A 24,995-nucleotide genomic window follows, 5' to 3' on the forward strand; every position below is an offset into this window, starting at 1 on the left:
TTGTAATAGCCTGCCTTTTTAGGCAGGCTTTCTTTTTTATATGCAATGCTAAATCAAAAAAATTAAGGATGGCAGAGAATAAAAATCAAAAGCAAAATCAGATCAATATTGAGCTCGATGAAGCAGTTGCAGATGGAATCTATAGTAATCTTGCGATTATAAATCATTCGGTTTCAGAATTTGTAGTAGATTTCGTTAATATTATGCCAGGTAGGCCAAAAAGTAAGGTGAAAAGTAGAATCATTTTGACTCCGCAACACGCTAAAAGATTGCTCAAAGCGCTCAATGACAATGTAAGCAGATTTGAAGCTGCGCATGGAGAAATTAAAGATTATGAGCAACCGCCGATTCCTATGAATTTTGGACCAACAGGTGAGGCTTAATGTATATTTCTTGTGTACTAAGAGGAATTAAAAAGAGGACTAAAATTAACCAATTTTAGTCCTCTTTTTTGCCCTATTATGACTATACCTTTCTAATTATACACTAAAATTCAGAAGTATAATGAAATTTGATCGAAGGATATTTTTGCTGTGTCATTTGTAAACTAAATGAAGAATCCGCTAGAAATACTAATTGTCCTCGTTTATCTTTGGCAAGAAACTTACTTTTTACCCGCTTAAAATCTTTAAATTCTTCATTATTCTCATCTTCAGGTTCTACCCAACATGCTTTGTGTACATTTAAATTTTCATAAGTACATTTAGCACCGTATTCATGTTCTAATCGGTATTGAATAACTTCATATTGAAGAGCTCCTACGGTTCCAATAACTTTTCTTCCGTTGAGTTCTAACGTAAATAGTTGAGCAACTCCTTCATCCATTAATTGATCTATACCCTTAGCTAATTGCTTAGATTTCATAGGATCAGCATTATTAATGTATCTGAAGTGTTCTGGAGAAAAACTCGGTATGCCTTTATAATGAAGTACTTCTCCTTTGGTAAGGGTGTCACCTATTTTGAAATTACCAGTATCGTGCAAGCCTACAATGTCTCCCGGGTAAGATATATCTACGATTTCTTTCTTTTCGGCAAAAAAGGCATTAGGACTAGAAAATTTAAGTTTCTTATTATGTCGCGTATGTAAATAAGGAACATTTCTTTCAAAGGTTCCCGAAACAATTTTTATAAACGCTAGTCGATCTCTGTGCTTAGGATCCATATTGGCATGAATCTTAAAAACGAACCCCGTAAAATCCTTTTCTTCGGGTTTTACAAGACGAACATCACTTTCCTTGGGTCGTGGTGGGGGAGCAATAGTAATAAAGCAATCTAATAATTCCCTTACACCAAAATTATTCAAAGCGGAGCCAAAAAACACGGGCTGTAATTCACCTATTTGATAAGCCTTTTTATCAAACTTGGGATATATGCCTTCTACTAGCTCTAACTCTTCACGAAGCGTTTCGGCAGCATCATCTCCAATGGTTTTATTAAGATCCTCAGATGATAAATCTAAAATTTCGATCGTTTCTTCAATATTCTTTCTACTATTTCCGCTAAAAAGATTAATATTTTTTTCCCAAATATTATAAATTCCTTTAAAATCATATCCCATTCCTATGGGAAAACTAAGAGGCGTAACGGTTAGTCCTAATTTTTGTTCCACTTCATCTAGTAATTCAAAGGCGTCTTTACCTTCTCGATCTAATTTATTGATAAATACAATCATCGGGATATTCCTCATTCTACAAACCGATACAAGTTTCTCGGTCTGTTCCTCAACACCCTTTGCAACATCTATAACTACAATTACGCTATCGACGGCTGTCAAAGTTCTGAACGTATCTTCAGCAAAATCTTTGTGACCAGGGGTATCAAGTATATTAACTTTTATGTCTTTATACTCAAAGGCTAAAACAGACGTGGCTACCGAAATACCACGTTGGCGTTCAATCTCCATAAAATCACTGGTAGCACCTTTCTTTATTTTATTAGATTTTACAGCTCCAGCCTCCTGTATGGCACCTCCGAATAACAATAATTTTTCTGTTAAAGTCGTTTTACCCGCGTCTGGGTGAGAAATGATACCAAATGTCCTTCTTCTGCCTATTTCTTCTGTAAATTTCATACGTTATACTCTAATCAAGATGCAAATATAGTACATAATATACACAATGAAAGACATGATTACATTTAACAAAAAACAGGTGTATACATTTTCTTCAAAACATAAGTAGATTTTTTTGTCTAAAAAAAAAGAGTATATCTGTATAAAGAAAAATATTAAGATGTATGTTAACTTTTTGATTGTTAGTAGATATAAATATTGAGAATGAAGATGTTATTTTAACGACTAGTTTTTTAAGATAATGACTCTAGGTATATTATGTACGTTACTTCTTAAGGTAGTGTTGATTTTAAAAGGAAATTATAGGATTGTTCTTTTAGCTATTTAACGAAGATCTTAAAGAGTTTGTGTATTTCATCGATTAAAATTGAATTACACCGAATAAAAATAGTAAATATTTTGATTTTCAGTTTAATATGTTAAAATAATTTACTAGTTTAGTAATATTAAATTGTGGGAATACCGTAATTTTTTTATGTTTTTTATATAGATTAATCTATTTCTAGGTTTTAATATGCGATTTACAACAACCAAATATCATTCGTTTTCGTAAATAATATTGTAAATACATTGTCAATATGAGAAAAATATCCAGATCTCTGATACTCGAAGAACCGTTTTTTTTTGTTGGATAACATTTTCACAAGTATACCCGAATCTTCGCGAACAGTCTTTATACAAAACTCACCAGGATACGATCTGATTATTAATGTTGCAAGGAAAATGGATTATGGTTTCATTGAGCATAAAACCAATATACAGAGAGGTAAAGATTTTGAGAACCAAGCATTTCATGAACTAGGTTTTCGTTTAACAAATAGATAAATAATAATGGCTGTAGTTAATAATTTCAGCCTGGCTATAGGCATGATAATTAGAAAGTGTATTACGAAAGGACATCAAGCTTACAGAGTAAGAAGGAATTAGATGAATACAATAATTTTGTGACCCCTAAATCAAACAAAATACCAATGAATAAAATCCTACTTCTATTTATGCTTGCAGCATTTGGTTTTCTTTCTATTTGTGGTAATGCACAGCAAGATGCCCAATATACCCAATATATGTATAATACGATTAGCGTCAATCCGGCTTATGCTGGTAGTCGTGGTGTGATGAGTATTATGGGACTTCACCGCAGCCAATGGGTAGGTCTTGATGGCGCACCACGTACTCAAACGTTAACAATAAATACTCCCATTGGTGACAGTGAACGCATAGGTCTTGGCGTATCTATTGTAAATGACGAGATTGGACCTACAGCTGAAACATATTTTGATATAGATTTTTCATACACTATACCTACATCAGATTATGGAAAATTAAGTTTTGGTTTAAAGGCAGGAGGGCATTTGTTGAATGTCGACTTTCAGCGTTTAACACAGTTTAATAGTAATGATAACCTTTTCGAAAATAATATTGATAATAAATTTAGCCCCAATGTGGGAGTTGGTGTTTATTATCATGCCGAACGATTTTATCTTGGTTTAAGTGCACCAAACTTGTTGGAGACTGATCACTTTGATGAAAATACGACGGATAGTAACAGTTCTGCGATTAGTTTTTTGGCAGAGGAGCGTATAAATTATTACCTTATTGCGGGACATGTATTTGACCTTAGTTATGAGGTCAAATTTAAACCTGCTATTTTGAGTAAAATTGTATTTGGAGCCCCGTTGCAAGTAGATGTATCCGCAAATTTCTTGTTGTATGATCGTCTAACATTAGGCGTAGCCTATCGTTGGAGTGCTGCAATTAGTGGGATGGCAGGTTTCCAGATATCCGATTCAATGATGATTGGTTTTGCCTATGATCGGGAAACTACAGCATTGGGGCAAACTCAATTTAATGATGGTAGTTATGAAGTAATGTTACGTTTCGAACTTTTCAAGAAATATAACAGAATGCTTACGCCACGCTTCTTTTGATTATAATACTCAAGTATGATGAAATATTTACTTAAGTTTTTATTAGTTCTTTTCACTTTCTTTATAGGAGGAAACCTTTTTGGTCAAGAAAAAAAATTGGCCAAAGCTAAAAATCAATACAACAATTATCAATACATTGATGCCCAGGAAACTTACTTAAAAGTTGCCGAGAAAGGATATAGAAGTGTAGAACTTTTTAGCCATTTAGGAGATAGTTACTATTTTAATAGTCAATTTGAAGAGGCCCTGTATTGGTATCAAGAATTAGTGATTTCTTATCCTGATAAAATTAAAGCGGAATATTATTTCAGATATGCTCAAACCTTGAAATCTGCGAAACGGTTCGAAGAATCTGATATCTATATGAAAGAATTTGTTCAACTTAGTAAAAATGATAAAAGGGCTCAGTTGTTCGATAGCATTCCTAATTATTTAGAGCGAATAGAGCTTCAATCAGGCCGATATACTATAGAAAATGCCACTTTTAACACATCATTTACAGATTTCGGGGCAGCTTTTTATGGTGATAACATTGTCTTTAGTTCTTCAAGAGATACCTTAATACTTAAGAACAATGTACATCAATGGAATAATGAAGCTTTTTTAGACCTTTTTGTTACACATTACGATTCTGTGAATAATAGCTTTTCTAAAAGCAAAAAGTTCAACGATAGATTAAATTCAAAATTTCATGAGTCTACTGCAATTTTCACCAAAGATGAAAGTACGGTGTATTTTACAAGAAATAATTTTGATGGAGAGAAGTTTGGTAAAGATCAGGAAGGAACAAATAGATTAAAAATTTTTCGTTCATCGAAAAACGGTGAAGGAGAATGGTCGAAACCCCAGAGTCTATCGTTCAATAGTAATGAGTATTCTACTGCTCATCCAGCATTAAGTACTGATGAGAAAACATTATATTTTTCATCAGACATGCCTGGTGGTCAAGGAGCTTCAGATTTGTATGAGGTAGCTATTAAAGATGATGGAAGTTTTGGCAAACCCAAAAACCTGGGAAGTCGAATTAATACTGAAGGAAAGGAAACCTTTCCCTTTATAAGCGAGAAGGGAGATTTATATTTTTCTTCAGATGGTCATATTGGACTGGGAGGCCTTGATGTGTTTGTAACCAAACTTAAGCCTACCACAAAAGAAGAAAAATTAGCTATTAATATGGGAAAGCCCATTAATGGCCCAAAAGATGATTTTGCCTTTATTGTATCAGACACCTCAAAAAGAGGGTATTTTTCTTCTAATCGTGAGGGAGGTAAGGGAAAGGATGATATTTACCATTTTATGCAGTTGGAAGATTTAAAAACATTCTGCGAAATTACTATTACTGGAGTAGTAAAAGATGGTGATACCGAAGAGATAATTTCGGGAGCAGTAGTAACTATTTATAATGAAAAATATGATGTTATTGAAGTAATCGAAGCAGGAGATGACGGGATGTATGCAACCACAAATAAAATTGAATGTGGCGCTAAATACTTTATACGTATTGAGAAATTGGATTACTCTAGCACAGAGATGTTAATCACTACTCCGGATGAAACACAAACAGTAGATCTATCAAATTATAGAGATCTTCGATTGGTAAGAGAAGTAAAAGTAGTTCAGGTAGGTGATGATTTAGCAAAAATATTACAACTGAAACCTATTTACTTTGATTTTAATGATTATCTCATTAGACCAGATGCCAAGGTAGAACTTGCCAAAGTTATAGAAGTGATGAAACAATATCCTAATTTGAAAATAGAGGTTCGATCTCACACTGATAGTAGAGCTTCTGCAGAATATAATAAAAAATTGAGTAGTAGAAGAGCAAGGAAAACGCTTAACTATATAGCGATAATAGGAGCTATAGATAGAAACCGATTATCCAGCCGAGGATATGGCGAAGAAGAGTTACTAAATGATTGTGTATATGGGGTAAAATGTTCTGAAGAAGAACATGAGAAAAACCGGAGAAGTGAATTTATTATTATAGATCAATAATAAATGTATAAACTATATAGTCAAAAACACCTTAGTTAGTAAGGTGTTTTTTGTTTATAATTAATTACAATAGATTCTATTTTGAACGGTTATAAAAGGTGATAGATTATGATTTACTTATATGATTTTGTAATTTTGAACCAAGAAAACTATGAAAGAAGAAGAAAAAGTCATTTTAGTTAACGAGAATGATGAACAAATAGGGCTTATGCCCAAATTAGAAGCACACCAAAAGGCGGTGCTGCACCGTGCTTTTTCAGTATTTGTGATTAATAACAAAAATGAATTAATGCTTCAACAAAGAGCTCATCATAAATATCATTCACCAGGTTTATGGACAAATACCTGTTGCAGTCACCAACGGGACGGAGAAAGTAATATGGATGCGGGCAAACGTAGATTACAGGAAGAAATGGGGTTTGTCACCGCACTCAAGGATTCCGTTTCATTTATTTATAAAGCTCCTTTTGATAATGGACTAACAGAACACGAATATGATCATGTCCTAATTGGTAGTTATGAAAAAGATCCCGTAATAAACCCTGATGAAGTTGCCGATTGGAAATGGATGCCTATTGAAGAGGTAAAGAATGATATTATAAAACACCCTGAAATCTATACAGAGTGGTTTAAGATCATTTTTGATAAATTTTATTCACATATCACATTATGAGGATTAAAGCTTGTAGAAAAGCACATTTTAATGCCGCACATCGATTATACAGAAAAGATTGGAGCGATGAAAAAAACTTAGAGGTATTTGGTAAATGTAGCAACCCAAAATACCACGGGCATAATTATGAGCTAATCGTAAGTGTGCTAGGTGAAATTGATCAGGAAACCGGATATTTGATAGATCTGAAAATTTTAAAAGGATACATCAAAACCGAGATAGAAGATTATATGGATCATAAAAATCTGAATGAAGAGGTAAAAGAGTTTATTGATCTAAATCCTACTGTAGAAAATATAGCGGTAGTAATTTGGAACCGATTACGAACAAAAATTGATGTCAAGTATGATATTGAAATAACCTTGTATGAGACACCACGTAATTTTGTAATTTATAAAGGAGAATAACTATGGGATTAGAAGTTGGAGATAAAGTGCCAGAATTTGAAGCAATAAATGATCATGGAGAAAATTTTAAGAGCATCGATATCATTGGTAAGAAACCTGTTGTAATTTATTTTTATCCGAAAAACTTTACCCCTGGTTGTACTAAAGAGGCATGCGATTTTAGAGATAATTATGAGGAGTTTACATCCTTAGGAGCAGAAGTTATTGCAATAAGCTCTGATACGATAGCATCGCATGTTAAGTTTAAAAATCGATACAGACTTCCATTTATTTTTCTTTCTGATCATAAGGGAAAACTAAGAAAACTTTTTGGGGTAAAATCTGAATTGTTTGGAATGCTTCCGGGAAGAGAGACCTACGTAATTAATAAACAGGGTGTAGTTCAATTAAAGTTTAATAGCATAAACGCAACAAGGCATTTAAAAAAAGCCATGGCTAAAGTAAAAGAATTAGCTGTGATGTAATAGAAAATACTAATTTTAGACAAAATAAATTTGATATGGCAAATAAGAGAGACCTTAAGAAAGACATCAACTACGTATTAGGTGATATTATTGAAGAAGTATATGTTTGGGAGCTAGACAACCCCAAGAAAGATAATAAAAAAGGAGAAGCAATTATAGATGAAGCAATCAAGTCTTTTGATGAACTTATCGAAAGAGTAAACGATCGCAGTATAGAAAATCCTTCAAAGCATTTTAAGGCTATTCGTAAAGATTTAGAGAAAACTGCACAAACTTTGGTCGATAAAGTAAACGCATTATAATTTTTTAAAAAAGTATTTGCAAATATGATTCTAGAAATTATATTTGCACCGCTTTTGCCGATATAGCTCAGCTGGCTAGAGCAGCTGATTTGTAATCAGCAGGTCGTGGGTTCGAGTCCCTCTATCGGCTCTTGGAGAAAAGCTCTGAATTTGGTTTCAGAGCTTTTGTTTTTTTATAATATTAGAGATTTATGAGGACGAGAAGCCTGTCCTGAGCGAAGTCGAAGGGAGTCCCTCTATCGGCTCTTGGAGAAAAGCTCTGAATTTGGTTTCAGAGCTTTTGTTTTTTATAATATTAGAGATTTATGAGGACAAGAAGCCCATCCTTAATGCGCCTAAACTAAGTTGTATTATAAATGTATTAAACATCTTAGGCACAACAACCATTAGCTTTATGAAATCTACAACCCGGCTTATAGGAGGCACCACAGCTAGGATTATTTAGCGCTACACTCGTAGTTGTACAACACTCCATAATGGGGTTGCAACATAAGATAGGCACTAGTTGTCCACCGTTTATTGCTTTTTGCTCACTTTTTTTAAGACTTTGTGCTCCCTCTAGATTTAAGATAGTTTTTAACATGATTTTTTGGTTTTAAGATTTAGTTCTAAATTAAGAAAAAAACTGATTATTCTATTGAGGATTCACCACAAACATTTGAAGGAAAATTACTCGTAATAATTATTAGTTTAATTTTTACTATTATTTTCTTGTAGCTCTTTAATTGTATTGAATTGAGTCTGCAAGTTTTTAATAGAATAAGTTTATCTGAATATTTCAAATTGTTTTACTTTATAGCTCACTACATGTTTATAATCAGCATGCCATGATTTGGAGTCTCTAACAATTTCTGAATTTGGCTTCACCACTTTTTTTATTATCTAAGAAACGTGTCGCAAAGAGAAATCTGCATTAAGTTGTAGTTGAAGTGAAGAAATGTTATATTTAAAATATGACCAGAGGGGGGATTACAGAATTTGAACTGAAACTGAAACATAATTTCTTGCTATAACGGATAGTAGAAGATTAAGTTCATCTAATTCATATATTTCACATTATTTATTAGTTAAAAAATGTCTTAATGAATGAATTTTTGATTTTCGACATGGATGACACCATATTTGAAACAAAGTCTATTGGAGAAGAACCGGTTAAGCCAATTTTAGACAAATTTGAGCATTTGCTAATTCATAGATTTGGCACAGAATTGGCCAAAGAAATTGTTGCTAAATTGTGGAAATATCCTTTTGATGTTATAGCTGATACCTATAAATTTGATGAGTATCAAAATTCTGAATTTGCCCGTTTAGTAAATGAAAATGAATATAACCTGAAAGTTCAACCTTTTGAAGATTTTAATCTTGTTAAAAATTTAAAACAAGAAAAGGTACTTGTGACTACCGGATTTAGCAAATTACAAAATGCTAAAATTCAACATTTAGGATTAGAAAAAGAATTTAATAAAATTTATATTGACGATATATTAGATCCTAAAAGAATTTTCAAGAAAGGAATTTTTAAAAATATTCTTTTAGACAAAAATATAAAGCCAGAATTCGTTTATATTGTTGGTGATAACCCTCATTCAGAATTAAAAGCCGGATTCGAATTAGGCTTAAACACGATACAGGTTGCTAAATTTGGTCAAAAGAGATCAGAATATGCAAACTATTATATTTCGAATTTTAAAGAATTAATTCCGATTTTGGCTGTAAAATAGGTTCTAGGATCTTGATAATTCATCTTGTCACTTTCTAGTAATAGAATCATTTTGCTTTATGATATCAGCTTCTTTTGCTTTACGATCGTTGATATATTCAATAAGTTGTTTCCCGTACTTTGATTTTTTTACTTTAGGACTTAGGGATCTAGCTACTGTATCCAGAAATTTAATATTAGCATCGAACACTTCGCTAAGTGTAATATATGGTGCTACTTCTAATTTTCTATTGTAGATCGCAAAATTGATAGTGTACAGATATTTCTGTTTTGTGAGATTTTGGTAGGCCTGATCATTTTCAATCAGCTTCTCCTCATCCTTTTGCTTAGTAGCTTCAAAATCTTCTTTGATGAGCCTTAAGTTTCTTTCATTAAATCTCTGGAGCATTTTTTTGTATTCCTGATATTTCATTTCGTTCTTTCCACCAGTAATTTTTATATCTTTTTCAAAGTCATTTAATGTTGTCGATATAGTAATTTCCCCAGGTTCAGCAAAAAAGTCGATACGATCGTTATATTGAGCTCCATCTTTTTTATCAAGATATAAATAGTGAATTTCCGGTTCAGACACGTTGGATTTCATCAAAAACTCAGAATCCCCATCTATAAATACAGAGTCTATATTAACAAGCATAGTATCTTCAACTCTTTGTAAATACAAAGTCCCTTTTTTTAAGCCTTTAATATTACCGCTAATGGTAACGTTCCCTTCCTTTTTAGGAGAAGAACAATTGGCCAAGAACATAGTTACTAATAGTATAATTGTAAAATTTCTCATGTATGATTTGTAAGTTTTGAAAATGGGATACAAATATGCTATAAATTAGAATGAAATACTAACTTCCAGAAGCGATTTGCATCAAAATAGTACATAAAATAGCGCCGTATGTACCGACCACATATCCTAACACTGCCAATAGTACTCCAACAGTTGCTAGAGAAGGGTGAAAAGCTGCAGCTACTACAGGTGCAGATGCTGCGCCACCAACATTGGCCTGGCTACCAACGGCAAGAAAAAAGTAAGGTGCTTTTATAATTTTGGCAACACCAATCAATAATAGTGCATGTATCGTCATCCAGACTAGTCCTATGGCAATTAGCCCAGGATTTTCGAAAACCATACCTAGATCCATTTTCATACCAATAGTAGCTACCAGGATGTAAATAAAAATACTTCCAATTTTACTTGCACCAGCACCCTCATATTGCTTTACTTTGGTGTAGGACAATACAATACCAATAGCCGTTGCAATAGTGATCATCCAGAAAAATTTAGAAGTAAATGAGGATAGGGCAGAGCTCTTATCATTAAATATTTCAAAATTATTTGACAGTAATCTTGAAATACCCCCGGCTCCCCAATGTGCTATTCCAACAGCCACAAAAGCAATAGAAAGCATGATAATATAATCTGTTAGTGATGGATTTCGCGTAATACTTTCTGCATATTCTGATACTTTTTTCTTTAGAGATTCGATAGCGCTATTGTCAGCTTTTAACCAAGCATCAATTTTATTACTTTTCCCTATGCCAATAAGCAGAATAGCCATCCATAAGTTGGCAACTACTATATCTACCAGTACCATTCCGCCGTATTTATCTGGATTATATTGATAAATTTCGAGCATCGCCGCTTGATTGGCACCTCCACCAATCCAACTTCCTGCAAGGGTAGATAGTCCTCTCCATACAGCATCAAATCCTACACCACCTACTGTTTCTGGAGAAACAATAGAAATTAGTAAAATGGCAATAGGCCCACCAAAAACGATTCCTAATGTCCCTGTAATAAACATGATCAGTGCTTTAGGACCAAGATTAAAAATACCTTTTAGATCGATACTTAAAGTCATTAATACCAATGATGCAGGTAAAAGATATCTACTGGCAATGTAATAGACGTTAGATGATTTTTCAATCAATTCTCCATCAGCATTTAGTTCTTTCCATTCGGGAGAAATAATACCTAAAGAATTAAATATGGCTGGTAAGAGATAACAAAGTAATAGGGCTGGTACAAATTTGTAGAAAGATTTCCAAAAGCCTTTATTAATTGAAGCCGTATAAAATACTAAACCTAAACAGAGCATTAAAATACCAAAAACTATCGTGTCATCTGTAAAAAAAGGAACGTTTTCCATTCTAGCGCGTTGATTTTAAAATGAGCATTGCAAAATACATTATTTTAAAAAAGACTTGACAGGAAGACATAGAAAGTTTTAATCATTTATCCATTTTTTGAACAATTTTGTTGGCCGTTCTTGAGATTCAGGGTTTTGTTCCAAAATTATTTTTTGTACTGTGGGTTGTATTACTTTTGAGTTTAAAGTAATCTCCTTGCCTTCTCGTTTAATGTGAAAGGTAATTTCATCACCAACTTTCCATTCATTAGAGTCTCCAAATAAATCATAAATGTTTTTAATATTGTATGCTTTTTTATTAATACTGAGCAATACGTCTCCTCTTTGTATACCAATTTTTTTCAGAAAACTGTTAAAAGGAATGTCTGTAGCAAAAACTACCTCATTCGAGGTTTCTGATCCTTTTACGAAAGGCTGTTGTTCATGAATAAAATACGAGGAAGTAACATCTTTAGTTCCAAAAGTTACTCCGACTTTGTTGAGAAAATAGCTATAATCGATAGGTTGATTATCAATAACATGCTTCTCTAGAAATGTGCTAACTTCGGGATAAGAAACTTCTTCAATAATATTAATTAAGTTTTTATCTTTAAAGGGAGTGTCCCGACCAAATCTTAATGATAAATTTTTAATAAGATCAAGTGCTCCATAAATCCCATCGCTTTTTTCTCGCATAATAATATCTATACACATAGAAATTAGTGCTCCTTTCTCATAAACATTACGATAGTTTTGACGATAAGGTGATATCAAAATATTCTTGCTCATAGTAGCAAAAGACATAGAGTTGTCGAAATTTTTGGAGGCTACTATCTTTTCTAAAATTCGTTCTAGAAACTCCTCTTTTGTGATCAATCCTTGAGTAATTTGGAACAACAATGAAAAATACTCGGGACTTCCTTCATAAAGCCAAAGATGTTGTGACATTTTTGGACTATTATAATCAAAATCATGAATTTCTTCAGAGTGAATGTTGATGGGCGTAATGATATGAAAAAACTCATGTGAAACTACATCTGTAAGCGCATCATTAAGTTTTTGAACCGAAAGTGATTCGGGCAATACTGCTACTGTAGAAGAACTGTGCTCTAATGCTCCAAAACCTTTTGCATCATTTGGTTTTGTAGTCGAAAGATACAGTAGAATACTATATTTTTTAGTTGTCTCTATATTATCACCAATAAAATTACTTTGCGCTCTGATCATACGCTCCATTTGTGGCTTTAGGCGCTCTGCGGTATGTACATTATTTGGGGAGTAGACGCTAAATAAAACTTCTAAATCATTAACCGTAAAGGTTACATGATTTGAATTAGAATACATTATCGGTGAATCTACAATATCGGCATATCTTTGATACGCAAAATAATCAACATCATAATTTGGATTGTTAACAGGCTTTTCAGGTATTATTTCTTCGTTAGAAGACGCTGCTTCCAATGTCTTTGGATGTTTTATAAAAAGCTTATATTTAATTTCCTTTAGCTTATCGAAATAGCCTACGAAGCCATAAAGATTTAAAACGAAATTTTTGTTTTTTGAAATATTTGTACCTGTTGGAGAGAATATCTCATGTGTATCTTCGACATCAAAGGTGTCGTTCACCAAATAGCTTATTTTGTGAAGTTCTTTTGCGTTGTTTATTTTCCAACGATTATCTCCGTGTTTTTGAGTATATAATTGATTACCATCTTTATCAAAAGCCTTAAAATCTTCAATGAACTTTCCGTAGTTATTATTTTGATAGGTGCCAGGAACAATTTTTGGGATGTAATAGCTAATGGTATCGGTATCAAAAGTATTCACTTGTATGTCCACTTTGACTTTGTCATCGACAACATTAACCAAATCTATTGATGCTATGATCGAAGAAATATTGTCAGCAACTGCAAATTGTGAAGTTTTGCAACCTGCCATTACATTAAATAATGATATAGCAAATGCAAAGTTGGTAATCGTTTTTAATATTTTTAGCACAATTATTTAATGTTATTTTTGATATACATTGCAACTCCATTTTCTTTTCCTGACAAAGTCACTACATTTGCCACTTCTTTGGTTTCTGATTTTGCATTTGCCACTGCTACCCCCATACCTACAGCTTTTATCATCTCAATATCGTTATAATTATCCCCGAAAGCTAATGCTTCCGAAATAGGAATGTCAAAATGTATATTCAGTAAAATTTTTATGGCTGTTAGTTTTGAAATACTTTTGTGCGCAATCTCTATATACGTGGGTTTAGAACGATACAAGTGCAGCTCCTCTCCAAAGGTATCTACCAGAAATTTATAAGTGTTATCAATATATCCTTCTTCTCCCATACACATAATTTTATGAGCTCCCTTATTTTGTTTTTTCCATTCGTTAAGGACATATTGCGTTGATTTTACGACAGGATTTACTTTGGTATTTTGAGCTTCTCTGTTAGCCCAAAAATCCATTTCAGGCACATACCAGTCATCATTGTGATATAAGCTTAGGTGTACCTTCTGATTCCTGTTGAAGTCATTAAGCGCTTCCAGAATATCTAAAGATATAAAAGTAGAATGAATAGGTTTTTTATTAACGAGAATGAGTCCACCATTATAACATATTAGCGGCTGATTTGTAATTTGTAATTCTTCTTGCAAATGTGTCATCGCGCTTGGCATTCTAGAAGATATTAGTATTACCGGGATCGTATCTTTTATTCTTTTTATCTCAGAAATGGTAAAGTCTGAAAGCTCTCTTTGAGAGTTTAATAGGGTTCCATCAATATCGGAAAAAACAATGCGATGTGGCATTCTAAGATTTAGGATTTGGGTTCATCTATATTTAGAATATCTAACTACTGATTTACAAAGTTAGCAATACTCGAGAGAACTTCTGGCATTATTTTTCGCCATGACTCATTGTATGACTTTTGATTTTCTAGTCGCCCTCCTTTTATTTCTCTTAAGATATGGTTCATATTATTAATTATCATCAATTCTGCTTGTGGGGCAGATTCTTTTAGTTTTTCTGCTTGTGCTACTTCTACCTGGATATCTTTGTCTCCATGCAATATTAGAATAGGCATTTCTAACTTAGAAATCTCTTGGGAAGGATCATACTTTACCCATGATTTCATAAAAGGTTGCAAATCATACCTAAAAATAGATTCTAATGCGGGTTCATAGCCTGTAGCTCTTCCATTTTCCCTTAATTGTTTAAAGGCAATTGAAGCACTTTTATCGAGACCTGGTGCTTGTTTCGAAATTTGCTCTACTATGACCTGATCAATAGATTTCCCGTTTCCTGCTATTGATATAAATCCATCTGCATTATTTTTTGCGGCTAGCATACCTATCAAAGAACCTTGCCCATGACCCAAAATTATAATTTTGGTATAATTTTTATTTTTTTTGAAATAGCTTATAACTGATTTCGCATCTTCAATAAAATGATCAATAGAAATTTCATGTTCCCTGATTCCTAATCCATCCATTTTAAATAATCTCTTATCGTAGCTGTAAGATGCTATTCCCTTTTTGGCTAGCTCATAAGATAATTTTTTGAAGGTATCGTTTTTAGACATTCGATCGTTACCGTCTCTATTAATTGCTCCTGCATCCATGACAAAAATAAGAAGTGATACTTCTTGATCGGAATACGGTGTGACTAAAGATCCTTCGATGTACTTATTGACCTTAACTATGGCAGAATTAAATTCTTTCTCCTGACCAAAACAGAAGGTGGACATTACAATGAAAAATAAAGAAAGTTTAAACTTCATAATGGGGTAAATTATTTTAAGATACTTACCTAACGGTAAAAAATACATCATGTTTTGATTTTCTAAAATTACAGTGGTTTTTGTAAATCCGGATTACGTTCTAAAAAAGCTTCTTTTGATTTTTCATCATCAAATATATTTTTCTTGCATTTTTTAACCAATCACTAACATACCCTTTTTTATCTTTGCTGCAAAATAAATGGTACTGAAACAAACACTAATAATTTTAAACCTAATTTGAAAAAAGGCAATGTTTAAAATTTTTTAACAAGTGAGCGAAGCGGTTACATTCGCTCTTAAGTATTTGGTTCATTTAATTTCAATTAATTAAAATGTTTAAACGAATGAATATCCGAAATATAATAGTCCTTGCAATTACATTCATGTCTATAACAGCTTATGCTTCAAGTTATGATTGGGGAAAAACGGGACATAGAGCTACCGGTGAGATTGCAGAGGCACACCTAACCAACAAAGCTAAGAGAAATATAGCTACATTACTTAACGGTCAAAGCTTAGCCATGGTCTCAACTTTTGCTGATGAAATTAAAAGCGACGAAAAATACAAAAGTTATAGTCCCTGGCATTATGTGAACTTTTCTTTTGAAAAGAAATATGAAGAAGAGACTCCCAGTGAATATGGAGATCTGGTTCAAGGAATCAATAAGTGTATTGAAGTTCTTAAGGATGAAAAATCATCAATAGAAGACAAACAGTTTTACCTTAAGATGTTGGTTCATTTTATTGGAGATCTTCACCAACCCTTGCATATAGGAAGAGGAGAAGATAAAGGTGGTAATGATATTCAGGTGCAGTGGTTTAGAGAAGGCTCTAACCTGCATCGGGTTTGGGATAGTGATATGATAGATTATTACGGAATGAGTTATACCGAGTTATCTTTAAACAGAACACAATTATCAAAGATTCGAATCAAAGAAATCGAAAAAGGAAGTCTTTTGGATTGGGTGCACGAGTCTCAGGCCCTGGCAAAGAAAGTATATGACTCTGCCAGCATTGGGGAGAAATTGCGATACAAGTATATGTATTATAACTTTCCGATCGTGCGCTCACAATTGCAAAAAGGAGGCATACGGTTGGCCAAAGTTTTAAATGATATTTTTGGTTAAAAGATTAATTGAGGGCCAATTCTTTTCTATATTGCTTGGGTGACATAAAAAAATGCTTTTTAAATGTTTTGGTAAGATGACTTTCATCCGTATATCCTAGCTGATAGGCAATTTCGGCAATAGTAAATTCAGTATGTTGCAACCGGTATTCTACCAGTTTCATTTTGTATTTGGTTACATATTGGTGAATAGATTCACCGGTTTTTCTTTTAAAATAGGTACTAATAGAACTTTGTGACATATTAAACTTATTGGCCAAAAAATTTATTTTAGTCAGGTCATTGTCGTACACATTTTGTCGTATATGACCTAGAATCTGATCTATTTTAGAATGCCCTACTAAAATTTCACTCTGATTAGATTTATATTTTTCAGAGATATTACGCATTATAATACTCAGGATGGTACTTATGGCATTTGAGATAATTTCCTGATAGTATATTTTTTCGTTTTTAAATTCGTCAAGAACTACATTGTGAATATCCCAAATGATATTCCTATCCTCTTCATGAGAAATCACATCTCCTGGTATAATATTAGGATGGTGCAATAGTTGTTCGATACGCTGTAACCAATATTTCCTATCGGGTAAGTTTACTTTACTAGAAAATAATAATTCTGTAAACTTAAAATAAGTGAATTTAGAATGCTTTTCAATTTCGAAGTGATGAGTGTCTTCAGGTGCGAGCAGAAAAATATCATTTTCACTATAAGGAAATCGAACACCATTGATGGTATGATGACCGTTTCCTCTTTCGACGAAAATAATTTCAAAGTAATTATGATTATGTGGTTCTGCTTCCCATTCATCAACAGAATATTGATGTACCACAAAGGTTTCATGCAAAGTATAGCGGTTCATAAGCAATTTTTAACACTTAAAGTTACAAAAATTAAATCAATAATTTAACAAATGTTTTACACAAGTGTATTCTTGAAAAATTGTTTGATTGTTTTGATATTTAAGTAGTTATGGTTTTTCCGTACAAGTTATATGTTGAATTATACAAGTAAGTAATTTTGATCCTGGTTTAAATTTGTATTGCAAAAATTGGTTTAGATTCTTCACATGAAATTTAAAATATATCTATATCAAATCATACGAGTATTCTTTGGAATATTCTTGGTATTAACCAGTATGTATCATGTAATTAAATATTCTGATTTTTTAGATAGACTAAATGTTTATTTTGATGCAGTATCAGTATTTGATACTAACATTATTGAAGCTCTGGCACCACTTGTTCCTTTCGAGAAATTTACGATAGGATGTTTTCTGGCATTAGATATTTCTAGACGAAATATTTTAAAAGCGGCCATCATATTATTTGGCTTTTTTACTTTATTTTTAATAGATGCTTCACAATGGTATTGTGCAGGTATACACTTTGGATTTTTTATGATTTCGATGATATTATTGCAAATGGATAACCACAGTTATAATTCGACTAAATTCTCAAAGGATTCTTATCAGATCGTATAATTTAAATACTAAAGTTATGTTACCAATAAACAAATAATTTCTGTAATTCATTTTTTTCACCAGGAAACAAGGCTGTCAGAAATGGATTGCATAAAGTCACTACCTAACTTTTTGATTTGGAAGTAATTTGTTTGACAGCAATTTAAATTTGATATATTCTTTTTACTTCTTAGCACAACGACTTTTTAGACCTTAACTTTACCGAATCACTCTAAATGTAAGATTGATTCTTGGATCGGTAATTTTTTTAGTTTTAGGAATTTGATGTAACCAACATTCTTGTGTTTTTCCTTGCATTATAAGAAGACTACCATGCTGCAACAAGATTTTCTGTTTTAGATCTTTATTGATTTTATGTTTAAAATGAAACCAGCGTTCTTCGCCAAAACTTACAGAAGCAATAACAGGATTTTCACCTAGTTCTTTTTCATTATCGGCGTGCCAGCCATTACTGTCTTGTCCATCTCGATATAAATTAAGCAAGCAGGAAGTGAAATTTACATTACATTCCTCTTCAATTTTTTTCTTTATAAATAACAGATTTTTTGTAAAAGGATCGGGATGCATAGTAATGTTTGAGTAACTGTAGGGATTATTATTATTTCCATACAAGGCTGTGAGACGGGGTTGTGGATATGTTTTTCCGAAGACGGTAATATTGTCCTGGCGCCATGCTATAGTTTTCTGTAAGATTTCAAAAAGTTCATCTGACTTAGCTCTACTAAAAAAACTAGGAAAATATACCACATCGGCATCGTCCATATCCAGAGTGATAGGCTTATTTTGTGAATCAAATAAATCTAAATTCATTTCAAAAAAATGTTGGTAAAGTTAAATATATTGATAAACCCAATAGATAATTCCAAATTGCAAAAGTAGTCTAAAGACAAGAATTGATTTTGGAAAATTAAGACTAGCCTTTTTGTTTATGAGCATATGTATGTGCACTGGAAAAAACAGAACTAGCATTATGACCATTCCCCAGAGTGAGATGGTTCGGGTAGCTACAAAGAGTACTCCCACACCAGCAACTATTTCGGTGATGCCACTCGTGTATACAAGAAATCTATGATAAGGAATATACAATGGCATTATACGCATAAATGCCTTTGGGCGAATCAAATGAAAAATACCGGCTACAATAAAAACAAAGGATAAAATGTATAGGTGCCAACTCATTAAACTCCGGTAGTTTTTTGTTCACCAGCTTCGCTAAGAGCAAAATCTTTACTTCGATTCATTTTTTTTATGAAACTAACTTTTCTAAAACGTAACGCAGTCCAATCTTCATCAATAGAAACTTGTCTTACTGGTTCTAAATTATAATCACCAAGAACACCCCAGCCATGATCTCTGGTAATTTCTGTAGTATATTTCTTAGAGCTCTTTTTAGGATAGGCAAACCACAAAATTGCATCTCCAACCAATTTTGGATATACGGTTTCAATACGATTTTCAATTTGTTTTTTTTCCATGACAAAAACAATGGCAAAATCAACCTCTGATACCTGAATCAAAGATTCTTTTACAATTACATCTTTAAGGTATTCCAATTCTTTGCAAAACCCATCAGGCTCATTAAGTATTAGAACTTCATCTAAGGTAGGGGGAAGTTGTAATTTTTTGAAAAGCGGAGTCATGAGAATTATTTATTATGATTTTGCGCTTCTTAAAGATACAAAAAAATCGAGATAATAATAAGTTCCATTTAGCTAATATTATTCTGAAATTATAAATAAAGAATACGTAACAAAAAAATAATATGCTATAAGTATTCTTTGTGAATAAGATTTTTTAGTGAAAAATTATTAACATTTTGGTCTAAAAAATAAAAATATAATAAACTGAATACAATAAGCCGGCCTTTTTTAGAGTTTGAAGAGTTCAACTTAAATATATTAATTATGAAAACATCTTTTAAAAGCACTGTGCTTAGTGCTTTGGCATTGGCAACATGTGTAATGTTCATGTCGTGCGAGAATGAACCGTCAGACACTTCATTAGAACAAATCAACGAACAATCCTATTTGGACGGTTTTACTCAAGAAATTGCTTTTCCTGAGACATCAGGAAAACTTGTCACTGTTAATCTCTATGGTCGATCTGTGGAGGTAGAAGAAATTGATGGTAAATATGTTTTTGAAGGCGATATGATTTTCACAAAAGAAGATTTAGCTTCAGTAACAGGTAAGAGTACCGGGCGTACCACCAGACGTTGGCCTAATAATACAGTGTATTATGATATACAGAGTAGTTTACCAAACCAAAGGAGGGTAACAGATGCCATCGCTCACTGGGAGGCCAATACTGATCTTACATTTGTCAGAAGAACAAATCAGTCTGCTTATATTTATTTTAGGTCTGGTAGCGGATGTTCGTCTTCTGTTGGTAGAACGGGAGGACGACAAAACATTAATCTTGCTAATGGTTGTTCTACGGGAAATACTATTCATGAGATTGGTCATGCTGTGGGATTGTGGCATGAGCAAAGCAGAAAAGACAGAGATCAGTATATTACCATCAATTTCCAAAATATACAATCCGGAAGGGAATTTAACTTTCAGACTTATGTACAGCAAGGATATGATGGTGATGAATATACTGGTTCTTTAGATTTTGGTTCGATTATGTTATACGGTTCGTATGCTTTTTCTGCCAACGGACAACCAACAATCGTGCGAAAAAATGGTTCTACATATAACGCGCAAAGAAATGGATTATCGTCTGGCGATATTGCGGGTATTGGTATTATGTACCCCGGTAATGGTGGTGGAGACATTTGTAATGGTATAGCGCCATGGTCAAGTTCTCAAACATATCAAGCTGGTGATTTGGTGACTTATCAAGGAAACCTATGGCGCAAATTAGCAAGTGGATGGGAATTGGTTGGACCTTGCGGATCTTCTAGAAGTTCTGGAAAATCTACGGCAGATCTAAATGATATTGCCAAAAGTTAATCTCTTCAGAAATTAGTTTAAGAAATAGTAAAGAGGTCCAATAAACATTCTATATTGTCATTTAGAGCGGAGTCGAGAAACAATACTATTTGGTTTTCAATACATTTTGACTCCGTTCAACGTGACATAGCGTCTTTACATTAACCGTATTAAAGGGTTATTTCCTTTGCATTATCAGGCGTTTCAAAAATTGTTCCTTCTTCTTCTAAAAAGGTAATATCGGTAATAGTTGCTTCTCCAAGCTTATCAGTTAACCCTTTCTCTTCAGTCCATCCAAAGAACTCCCAGTGAGTAGCAAAGGGAATTCCGTCTACGATCTTGAAATCTTTATAGTAAATGGCGTGTGGATCAGCTTCAGCTTTTGAAGTATTTCCTTCACTTCCGTACGTTACAATGTAGGCAGCAGCTTTTAAGGTATTTTCCTGTAGATCTGTATAAATAATATACCAGTCATCGGGAGCATCACCAGTTCCTGCCTCAAAAGTAAGCTTTGCAGTTTGGTGATCCATACCGTCAAGTGATTTGTTGTTTCCCAGTTCCCATTGCGTTCCCGGGTCACTTAACTTATACGGCATGCCAAAAAAATAAGTCCAGGTGAACATATCAAAACGAGCTCCTTTTTCATTGGCATCTTTAGGACATAAAAATGCTTTTTCACCCGTATAAATTAACTTAGAACCATCTTTTTTATCTATTCTAATTTTAGTAGAATTCGTTAGCATTGTGATTTTACTATCGAGACGTTGTTTTCCACCAAAACTCAAATTAATTCTAAAGCTAATTGCCTTATGCTTTAAGAATTCTTCTTTTTTATGAGCTTTTTCAATACTTGCGATATAGAGATCAACTATTGACAAAGCACCATCTCCTATACCGCCATCGGGCTCAACGGGCATCACTTCATTATTATTTTCTATATCTGAAGAGTTTTCTTTTTTGGTTTGATTACAACCCATAAAAATTATTGTGAGTAATAAAATCCAGCAATGTTTCATTGTACAAAGTTTAGTTCATGTTATTAGTGTTAAAATTAGTGAAACCTAACGCTGAAACATATTATTTATGAAAACTGTAACAAATCGGCGCAATTACTACCTGTACAAAATCAGACAGTATTACATTTTACTTAACTAAAATAATTGATGAGAAGATTAGAATGTTTTGTTAATTCCTTTCAACAGTGTAACAAAAAGGTATGTCTGGTTACTTACATTACAAGCACATTTAATCTTAACAAATCATAACTAATATTATGAAAACAAAATTTTTACCGATATGGAGCACTTTAATTATGCTCCTTTTTATGTCATTTAATCAATCATACGGTCAGGAGGTTACCGGAACTTGGAAAGGAAAAGTTTCAGTTCAAGGCACCGAAATTCCTTTAGTTTTTCATATTGAAAAAACAGGAGGGGTATTGGCTGCGACTATGGATAGTCCTTCTCAGGGGGCTACAGGACTTCCTTTGGATACTGTAATTTTAGAAAACAATCAATTAACATTAGAGTTTAAGCAAGCTGGAATCAAATATACGGCCGCATTAGAAGAAAAAAAGCTTAATGGCACTTTTTATCAAGGAGAAATGGAATTACCATTACAAATGGAAAAATCTGAAAAAACAATACCTGGTAACCCAGAGTTGGTTACTTCTGAAGAAGAGTTAGTGAAATTATCAAATTTGGATAAAGGAGACTATAAATATTCAGTAGAGGATTATTTTGCAAGACCAAAAGCAAGAACGTTTCGGTTTTCCCCCAACGGAAAGTTTATGTCATATCGAGAAAAAGATGAAAACAAAAAAAACCATATCTACGTAAAAGAAATTGCAACAGATAAGGTGACTCGTGTTATTGAAGAGAAAGAAGAACTTATACGTGGTTACGGATGGGCGAATAACAATCGGTTAGTATATGTAATGGATAAAGGAGGAAATGAAGACTATCATTTGTTTGCGGTTAATATAGACGGGACAGAGCGAAAAGAATTAACCCCTTTTGAGGGTGTTCAGGTCAACATCTTAGAAAGTTTAAAAGAAGATGAGGATCACATAATCATATCCATGAATAAAAATAATAAACAAATTTTCGAACCATATAAAATCAACATTGTAACCGGAGAAATCAAACAATTATTTAAGAATGAAGATGTTCAAAATCCAATAGCAGGATATACTTTTGATAAGGATGGGAATTTGAGAGGATATGGTAAAATAAGAGATGGGGTCAATATCGATTTTTATTATGCGAAAGAAGATGGAAATTATCAGATTATTAAGAAGCTTAACTGGAAAGATACATTTTCTATATTAAATTTTGATTATTCGACAGAAAACCCTCATGATGCTTATGTAGTATCTAATTTGGAGTCTGATAAGTCTCAGATTTACTTATATGATTTAAAGGCAGATAAAGTCATAAAAAAATTGTTTTCTAATGATAAATATGATGTCTCTAATCTTTCAGTTTCTAGAAAAAGGGGATATGAATTGGACTATTGGTCCTATGAAGGCGAAAAAAATGTTATTGTACCTGTAAGCGATTATTATAAAAAGCTACATACAAAAATTGTAGCCAAATTTCCTGATCACCAATATTCAATTGCCGATAAAACAGATGAAGAAGATAAATATTTGATCTTTTTACAAAGCGATAAATTATATGGAGTTTACTATTCTTACGATGTCAAGTCAGATGAGTTTAAACTTTTATATAATCTAATGCCACAACTGAAGGAAAATGATATGGCAGAAATGCGTGCCATTACTTTTAAAAGCCGTGACGGTCTTACAATTCATGGATATATCACGTTGCCAAAAGAGGCACTGAGTGGAAAAAAAGTACCTTTGATTGTAAATCCGCACGGGGGGCCACAAGGAATTCGTGACTCATGGGGATTCAATCCAGAAGCTCAATTATTTGCTAGTAGAGGATATGCAACACTACAGGTTAATTTTAGAATATCAGGGGGATACGGAAGAGAGTTTCTTGAATCAGGATTTAAACAAATAGGAAGAAAAGCAATGGATGATGTAGAAGATGGATTGCAATACGTAATCGATCAGGGGTGGGTAGATAAAGATAGGGTTGCTATTTATGGGGGAAGTCACGGTGGATATGCCGTTTTGAGAGGCTTAACTAAAACGCCTGATCTATATGCTTGTGGAGTAGATTATGTTGGGGTCTCGAACATCTTTACCTTTATGAAAACAATTCCTCCTTATTGGAAACCATATCTTAAAATCATTAAAGAAATTTGGTATGATGAGGATATTGCAGAGGAGAAAGAAATAATGAAAGAAGTGTCACCGGTATATCAGATAGATAAGATCAAAAAACCATTATTTGTAGTGCAGGGCGCGAATGATCCAAGAGTAAATATCGACGAATCAGATCAGATCGTAAAGGCTTTACGTGAAAAAGGATTCGATGTGCCGTATATGGTACGATATGATGAGGGTCATGGTTTTGGTAAAGAAGAAAACTCAGTAGCTATGTACAAGGCAATGATGGGATTCTACGCTAAACATTTAGCACAAAAGGAAGATAATAAACCTGTCAAAGGATAATCTAATAAAACCTCTTAAGGCTCAAGTCTCAGGAGGTTTTTTTTATGATCTTTCTTCATAATTTCTTAGTTCATCACCAGATAGTTTTCTAAATAACCTTAAATATTTTAAAATTCTACAGTTTTTTCTTTTAGAACTTTTCCATAATTATTTTCCTTAAGTAATTCGATCATGTCCCGATGATATTCGATATAGGTAACTATTTGTTCTGCATATTGATATTGTCCTCTGATTCACAAACTTCTGTAGTAGTTTAACTGTTCTTGATAATTGATGGTGATTAGCTTCCAAGTTGTAGTGCCTTTTTTGAAGAATAGTGTAACTTTTTTGGATAGAATGAAGAATGTATAATTTTTAAGGTCTTTAAAAGAAGTTTTTTTTCTTGACGGGATATAGAGTT

General features: G+C 33.0%; 24 protein-coding genes and 1 tRNA gene. 13 read left to right on the forward strand and 12 right to left on the reverse strand.

Annotation, left to right across the window (positions count from 1 at the left end):
• Window positions 1-68 precede the first annotated feature (68 nt).
• Window positions 69-383, forward strand: a complete 315-nt coding sequence (locus ACFSJT_RS09625; RefSeq protein WP_378320045.1) for a DUF3467 domain-containing protein — start codon at window positions 69-71, stop codon at window positions 381-383.
• Between the two features lie 103 nt (window positions 384-486).
• On the opposite strand, the gene ACFSJT_RS09630 is transcribed toward ACFSJT_RS09625, so the two are convergent.
• Window positions 487-2,073 carry a peptide chain release factor 3 gene (locus ACFSJT_RS09630; RefSeq protein ID WP_378320046.1) on the reverse strand — a complete coding sequence of 529 codons (1,587 nt, stop codon included), beginning with the start codon at window positions 2,071-2,073 and terminating at the stop codon, window positions 487-489.
• Between the two features lie 971 nt (window positions 2,074-3,044).
• Here ACFSJT_RS09630 and ACFSJT_RS09635 point away from each other — a divergent pair.
• The 7 genes from ACFSJT_RS09635 to ACFSJT_RS09665 all read left to right on the forward strand — a co-directional run bounded on the left by ACFSJT_RS09635 (window position 3,045) and on the right by ACFSJT_RS09665 (window position 7,975).
• Complete coding sequence (locus ACFSJT_RS09635) at window positions 3,045-4,001, forward strand: PorP/SprF family type IX secretion system membrane protein (protein ID WP_378320047.1); 957 nt, start codon at window positions 3,045-3,047, stop codon at window positions 3,999-4,001.
• Between the two features lie 15 nt (window positions 4,002-4,016).
• The gene (locus ACFSJT_RS09640) at window positions 4,017-5,999 is read left to right on the forward strand and encodes an OmpA family protein (RefSeq protein WP_378320048.1); all 1,983 of its coding nucleotides are present in this window, start codon (window positions 4,017-4,019) and stop codon (window positions 5,997-5,999) included.
• Between the two features lie 151 nt (window positions 6,000-6,150).
• Window positions 6,151-6,672, forward strand: a complete 522-nt coding sequence (idi, locus tag ACFSJT_RS09645; protein ID WP_378320049.1) for an isopentenyl-diphosphate Delta-isomerase — start codon at window positions 6,151-6,153, stop codon at window positions 6,670-6,672.
• Complete coding sequence (locus tag ACFSJT_RS09650) at window positions 6,669-7,079, forward strand: 6-pyruvoyl trahydropterin synthase family protein (protein ID WP_378320050.1); 411 nt, start codon at window positions 6,669-6,671, stop codon at window positions 7,077-7,079. The genes idi and ACFSJT_RS09650 overlap by 4 nt, the downstream gene beginning before the upstream one ends.
• Before the next feature lie 2 nt (window positions 7,080-7,081).
• Window positions 7,082-7,543, forward strand: coding sequence for a peroxiredoxin (locus tag ACFSJT_RS09655; RefSeq protein WP_378320051.1), 462 nt, complete (start codon window positions 7,082-7,084; stop codon window positions 7,541-7,543).
• Window positions 7,544-7,578: 35 nt separating this feature from the next.
• Window positions 7,579-7,845: a hypothetical protein gene (locus ACFSJT_RS09660; RefSeq protein ID WP_378320052.1), complete on the forward strand. Its 267-nt coding sequence runs from the start codon at window positions 7,579-7,581 to the stop codon at window positions 7,843-7,845.
• Between the two features lie 56 nt (window positions 7,846-7,901).
• A tRNA-Thr gene (locus ACFSJT_RS09665) sits at window positions 7,902-7,975 on the forward strand.
• A gap of 240 nt (window positions 7,976-8,215) precedes the next feature.
• On the opposite strand, the gene ACFSJT_RS09670 is transcribed toward ACFSJT_RS09665, so the two are convergent.
• The gene (locus tag ACFSJT_RS09670) at window positions 8,216-8,428 is read right to left on the reverse strand and encodes a hypothetical protein (protein WP_378320053.1); all 213 of its coding nucleotides are present in this window, start codon (window positions 8,426-8,428) and stop codon (window positions 8,216-8,218) included.
• A gap of 499 nt (window positions 8,429-8,927) precedes the next feature.
• On the opposite strand from ACFSJT_RS09670, the gene ACFSJT_RS09675 reads away from it, so the two are divergent.
• Entirely contained in the window at window positions 8,928-9,566 is a 639-nt protein-coding gene (locus tag ACFSJT_RS09675; protein WP_378320054.1) for an HAD family hydrolase, read from the forward strand.
• A gap of 27 nt (window positions 9,567-9,593) precedes the next feature.
• On the opposite strand, the gene ACFSJT_RS09680 is transcribed toward ACFSJT_RS09675, so the two are convergent.
• The 5 genes from ACFSJT_RS09680 to ACFSJT_RS09700 all read right to left on the reverse strand — a co-directional run bounded on the left by ACFSJT_RS09680 (window position 9,594) and on the right by ACFSJT_RS09700 (window position 15,463).
• Complete coding sequence (locus tag ACFSJT_RS09680; RefSeq protein WP_378320055.1) at window positions 9,594-10,343, reverse strand: DUF4369 domain-containing protein; 750 nt, start codon at window positions 10,341-10,343, stop codon at window positions 9,594-9,596.
• 58 nt (window positions 10,344-10,401) lie between these two features.
• Window positions 10,402-11,706 (reverse strand): DUF819 family protein, encoded by a 1,305-nt coding sequence (locus tag ACFSJT_RS09685; protein WP_378320056.1) that lies wholly within the window; start codon window positions 11,704-11,706, stop codon window positions 10,402-10,404.
• Window positions 11,707-11,784: 78 nt separating this feature from the next.
• On the reverse strand, window positions 11,785-13,683 hold the full coding sequence (locus ACFSJT_RS09690; protein WP_378320057.1) for a M61 family metallopeptidase: 1,899 nt from the start codon (window positions 13,681-13,683) through the stop codon (window positions 11,785-11,787).
• 2 nt (window positions 13,684-13,685) lie between these two features.
• Window positions 13,686-14,492, reverse strand: a complete 807-nt coding sequence (locus ACFSJT_RS09695) for a Cof-type HAD-IIB family hydrolase (RefSeq protein ID WP_378320058.1) — start codon at window positions 14,490-14,492, stop codon at window positions 13,686-13,688.
• A gap of 44 nt (window positions 14,493-14,536) precedes the next feature.
• Window positions 14,537-15,463, reverse strand: a complete 927-nt coding sequence (locus ACFSJT_RS09700; protein WP_378320059.1) for an alpha/beta hydrolase — start codon at window positions 15,461-15,463, stop codon at window positions 14,537-14,539.
• A gap of 344 nt (window positions 15,464-15,807) precedes the next feature.
• Between ACFSJT_RS09700 and ACFSJT_RS09705 the strand changes: the two genes are divergently transcribed.
• Window positions 15,808-16,590, forward strand: a complete 783-nt coding sequence (locus ACFSJT_RS09705; RefSeq protein WP_378320060.1) for a S1/P1 nuclease — start codon at window positions 15,808-15,810, stop codon at window positions 16,588-16,590.
• Window positions 16,591-16,594: 4 nt separating this feature from the next.
• Here ACFSJT_RS09705 and ACFSJT_RS09710 read toward each other — a convergent pair whose 3' ends face one another.
• Window positions 16,595-17,452 (reverse strand): helix-turn-helix domain-containing protein, encoded by an 858-nt coding sequence (locus ACFSJT_RS09710; RefSeq protein WP_378320061.1) that lies wholly within the window; start codon window positions 17,450-17,452, stop codon window positions 16,595-16,597.
• Window positions 17,453-17,659: 207 nt separating this feature from the next.
• On the opposite strand from ACFSJT_RS09710, the gene ACFSJT_RS09715 reads away from it, so the two are divergent.
• The gene (locus ACFSJT_RS09715; protein WP_378320062.1) at window positions 17,660-18,073 is read left to right on the forward strand and encodes a MauE/DoxX family redox-associated membrane protein; all 414 of its coding nucleotides are present in this window, start codon (window positions 17,660-17,662) and stop codon (window positions 18,071-18,073) included.
• 198 nt (window positions 18,074-18,271) lie between these two features.
• Here ACFSJT_RS09715 and ACFSJT_RS09720 read toward each other — a convergent pair whose 3' ends face one another.
• From ACFSJT_RS09720 to ACFSJT_RS09730, 3 genes are read right to left on the reverse strand one after another with little or no spacing between them, the layout of a single operon-like run.
• Window positions 18,272-18,883: an alpha-ketoglutarate-dependent dioxygenase AlkB family protein gene (locus ACFSJT_RS09720; RefSeq protein WP_378320063.1), complete on the reverse strand. Its 612-nt coding sequence runs from the start codon at window positions 18,881-18,883 to the stop codon at window positions 18,272-18,274.
• A 21-nt stretch (window positions 18,884-18,904) separates the two neighbouring features.
• The gene (locus ACFSJT_RS09725; RefSeq protein WP_378320064.1) at window positions 18,905-19,252 is read right to left on the reverse strand and encodes a DoxX family protein; all 348 of its coding nucleotides are present in this window, start codon (window positions 19,250-19,252) and stop codon (window positions 18,905-18,907) included.
• Window positions 19,252-19,713: a hypothetical protein gene (locus ACFSJT_RS09730; protein WP_378320065.1), complete on the reverse strand. Its 462-nt coding sequence runs from the start codon at window positions 19,711-19,713 to the stop codon at window positions 19,252-19,254. The genes ACFSJT_RS09725 and ACFSJT_RS09730 overlap by 1 nt, the downstream gene beginning before the upstream one ends.
• 264 nt (window positions 19,714-19,977) lie before the next feature.
• On the opposite strand from ACFSJT_RS09730, the gene ACFSJT_RS09735 reads away from it, so the two are divergent.
• A complete protein-coding gene (locus ACFSJT_RS09735) occupies window positions 19,978-21,030 on the forward strand; it encodes a M12 family metallopeptidase (protein ID WP_378320066.1) in 1,053 nt (350 codons plus the stop codon).
• A 149-nt stretch (window positions 21,031-21,179) separates the two neighbouring features.
• Here the strand turns inward: ACFSJT_RS09735 and ACFSJT_RS09740 are convergent, their stop codons facing one another.
• Window positions 21,180-22,025, reverse strand: coding sequence for a hypothetical protein (locus ACFSJT_RS09740; RefSeq protein ID WP_378320067.1), 846 nt, complete (start codon window positions 22,023-22,025; stop codon window positions 21,180-21,182).
• A gap of 296 nt (window positions 22,026-22,321) precedes the next feature.
• Between ACFSJT_RS09740 and ACFSJT_RS09745 the strand changes: the two genes are divergently transcribed.
• On the forward strand, window positions 22,322-24,595 hold the full coding sequence (locus tag ACFSJT_RS09745) for a S9 family peptidase (RefSeq protein WP_378320176.1): 2,274 nt from the start codon (window positions 22,322-22,324) through the stop codon (window positions 24,593-24,595).
• The last annotated feature ends 400 nt before the right edge of the window (window positions 24,596-24,995 follow it).

It is taken from the genome of Aquimarina celericrescens (genome assembly GCF_042682765.1).
In the GTDB taxonomy this organism is placed as follows: Bacteria; Bacteroidota; Bacteroidia; order Flavobacteriales; family Flavobacteriaceae; genus Aquimarina; species Aquimarina celericrescens.

What these genes read in the sequence shown, in the direction of transcription:
- ACFSJT_RS09700 (WP_378320059.1), bottom strand. Translation starts at nt 15,463, where the DNA reads ATGAAGTTTAAACTTTCTTTATTTTTCATTGTAATGTCCACCTTCTGT.
- ACFSJT_RS09745 (WP_378320176.1), top strand. Translation starts at nt 22,322, where the DNA reads ATGCTCCTTTTTATGTCATTTAATCAATCATACGGTCAGGAGGTTACC.
- ACFSJT_RS09725 (WP_378320064.1), bottom strand. Translation starts at nt 19,252, where the DNA reads ATGAGTTGGCACCTATACATTTTATCCTTTGTTTTTATTGTAGCCGGT.
- ACFSJT_RS09720 (WP_378320063.1), bottom strand. Translation starts at nt 18,883, where the DNA reads ATGAATTTAGATTTATTTGATTCACAAAATAAGCCTATCACTCTGGAT.
- ACFSJT_RS09630 (WP_378320046.1), bottom strand. Translation starts at nt 2,073, where the DNA reads ATGAAATTTACAGAAGAAATAGGCAGAAGAAGGACATTTGGTATCATT.
- ACFSJT_RS09685 (WP_378320056.1), bottom strand. Translation starts at nt 11,706, where the DNA reads ATGGAAAACGTTCCTTTTTTTACAGATGACACGATAGTTTTTGGTATT.
- ACFSJT_RS09660 (WP_378320052.1), top strand. Translation starts at nt 7,579, where the DNA reads ATGGCAAATAAGAGAGACCTTAAGAAAGACATCAACTACGTATTAGGT.
- ACFSJT_RS09735 (WP_378320066.1), top strand. Translation starts at nt 19,978, where the DNA reads ATGAAAACATCTTTTAAAAGCACTGTGCTTAGTGCTTTGGCATTGGCA.
- ACFSJT_RS09640 (WP_378320048.1), top strand. Translation starts at nt 4,017, where the DNA reads ATGATGAAATATTTACTTAAGTTTTTATTAGTTCTTTTCACTTTCTTT.
- ACFSJT_RS09625 (WP_378320045.1), top strand. Translation starts at nt 69, where the DNA reads ATGGCAGAGAATAAAAATCAAAAGCAAAATCAGATCAATATTGAGCTC.
- ACFSJT_RS09675 (WP_378320054.1), top strand. Translation starts at nt 8,928, where the DNA reads ATGAATGAATTTTTGATTTTCGACATGGATGACACCATATTTGAAACA.
- ACFSJT_RS09740 (WP_378320067.1), bottom strand. Translation starts at nt 22,025, where the DNA reads ATGAAACATTGCTGGATTTTATTACTCACAATAATTTTTATGGGTTGT.
- ACFSJT_RS09635 (WP_378320047.1), top strand. Translation starts at nt 3,045, where the DNA reads ATGAATAAAATCCTACTTCTATTTATGCTTGCAGCATTTGGTTTTCTT.
- ACFSJT_RS09730 (WP_378320065.1), bottom strand. Translation starts at nt 19,713, where the DNA reads ATGACTCCGCTTTTCAAAAAATTACAACTTCCCCCTACCTTAGATGAA.
- ACFSJT_RS09650 (WP_378320050.1), top strand. Translation starts at nt 6,669, where the DNA reads ATGAGGATTAAAGCTTGTAGAAAAGCACATTTTAATGCCGCACATCGA.
- ACFSJT_RS09670 (WP_378320053.1), bottom strand. Translation starts at nt 8,428, where the DNA reads ATGTTAAAAACTATCTTAAATCTAGAGGGAGCACAAAGTCTTAAAAAA.
- ACFSJT_RS09680 (WP_378320055.1), bottom strand. Translation starts at nt 10,343, where the DNA reads ATGAGAAATTTTACAATTATACTATTAGTAACTATGTTCTTGGCCAAT.
- idi (WP_378320049.1), top strand. Translation starts at nt 6,151, where the DNA reads ATGAAAGAAGAAGAAAAAGTCATTTTAGTTAACGAGAATGATGAACAA.
- ACFSJT_RS09695 (WP_378320058.1), bottom strand. Translation starts at nt 14,492, where the DNA reads ATGCCACATCGCATTGTTTTTTCCGATATTGATGGAACCCTATTAAAC.
- ACFSJT_RS09715 (WP_378320062.1), top strand. Translation starts at nt 17,660, where the DNA reads ATGAAATTTAAAATATATCTATATCAAATCATACGAGTATTCTTTGGA.
- ACFSJT_RS09705 (WP_378320060.1), top strand. Translation starts at nt 15,808, where the DNA reads ATGAATATCCGAAATATAATAGTCCTTGCAATTACATTCATGTCTATA.
- ACFSJT_RS09655 (WP_378320051.1), top strand. Translation starts at nt 7,082, where the DNA reads ATGGGATTAGAAGTTGGAGATAAAGTGCCAGAATTTGAAGCAATAAAT.
- ACFSJT_RS09710 (WP_378320061.1), bottom strand. Translation starts at nt 17,452, where the DNA reads ATGAACCGCTATACTTTGCATGAAACCTTTGTGGTACATCAATATTCT.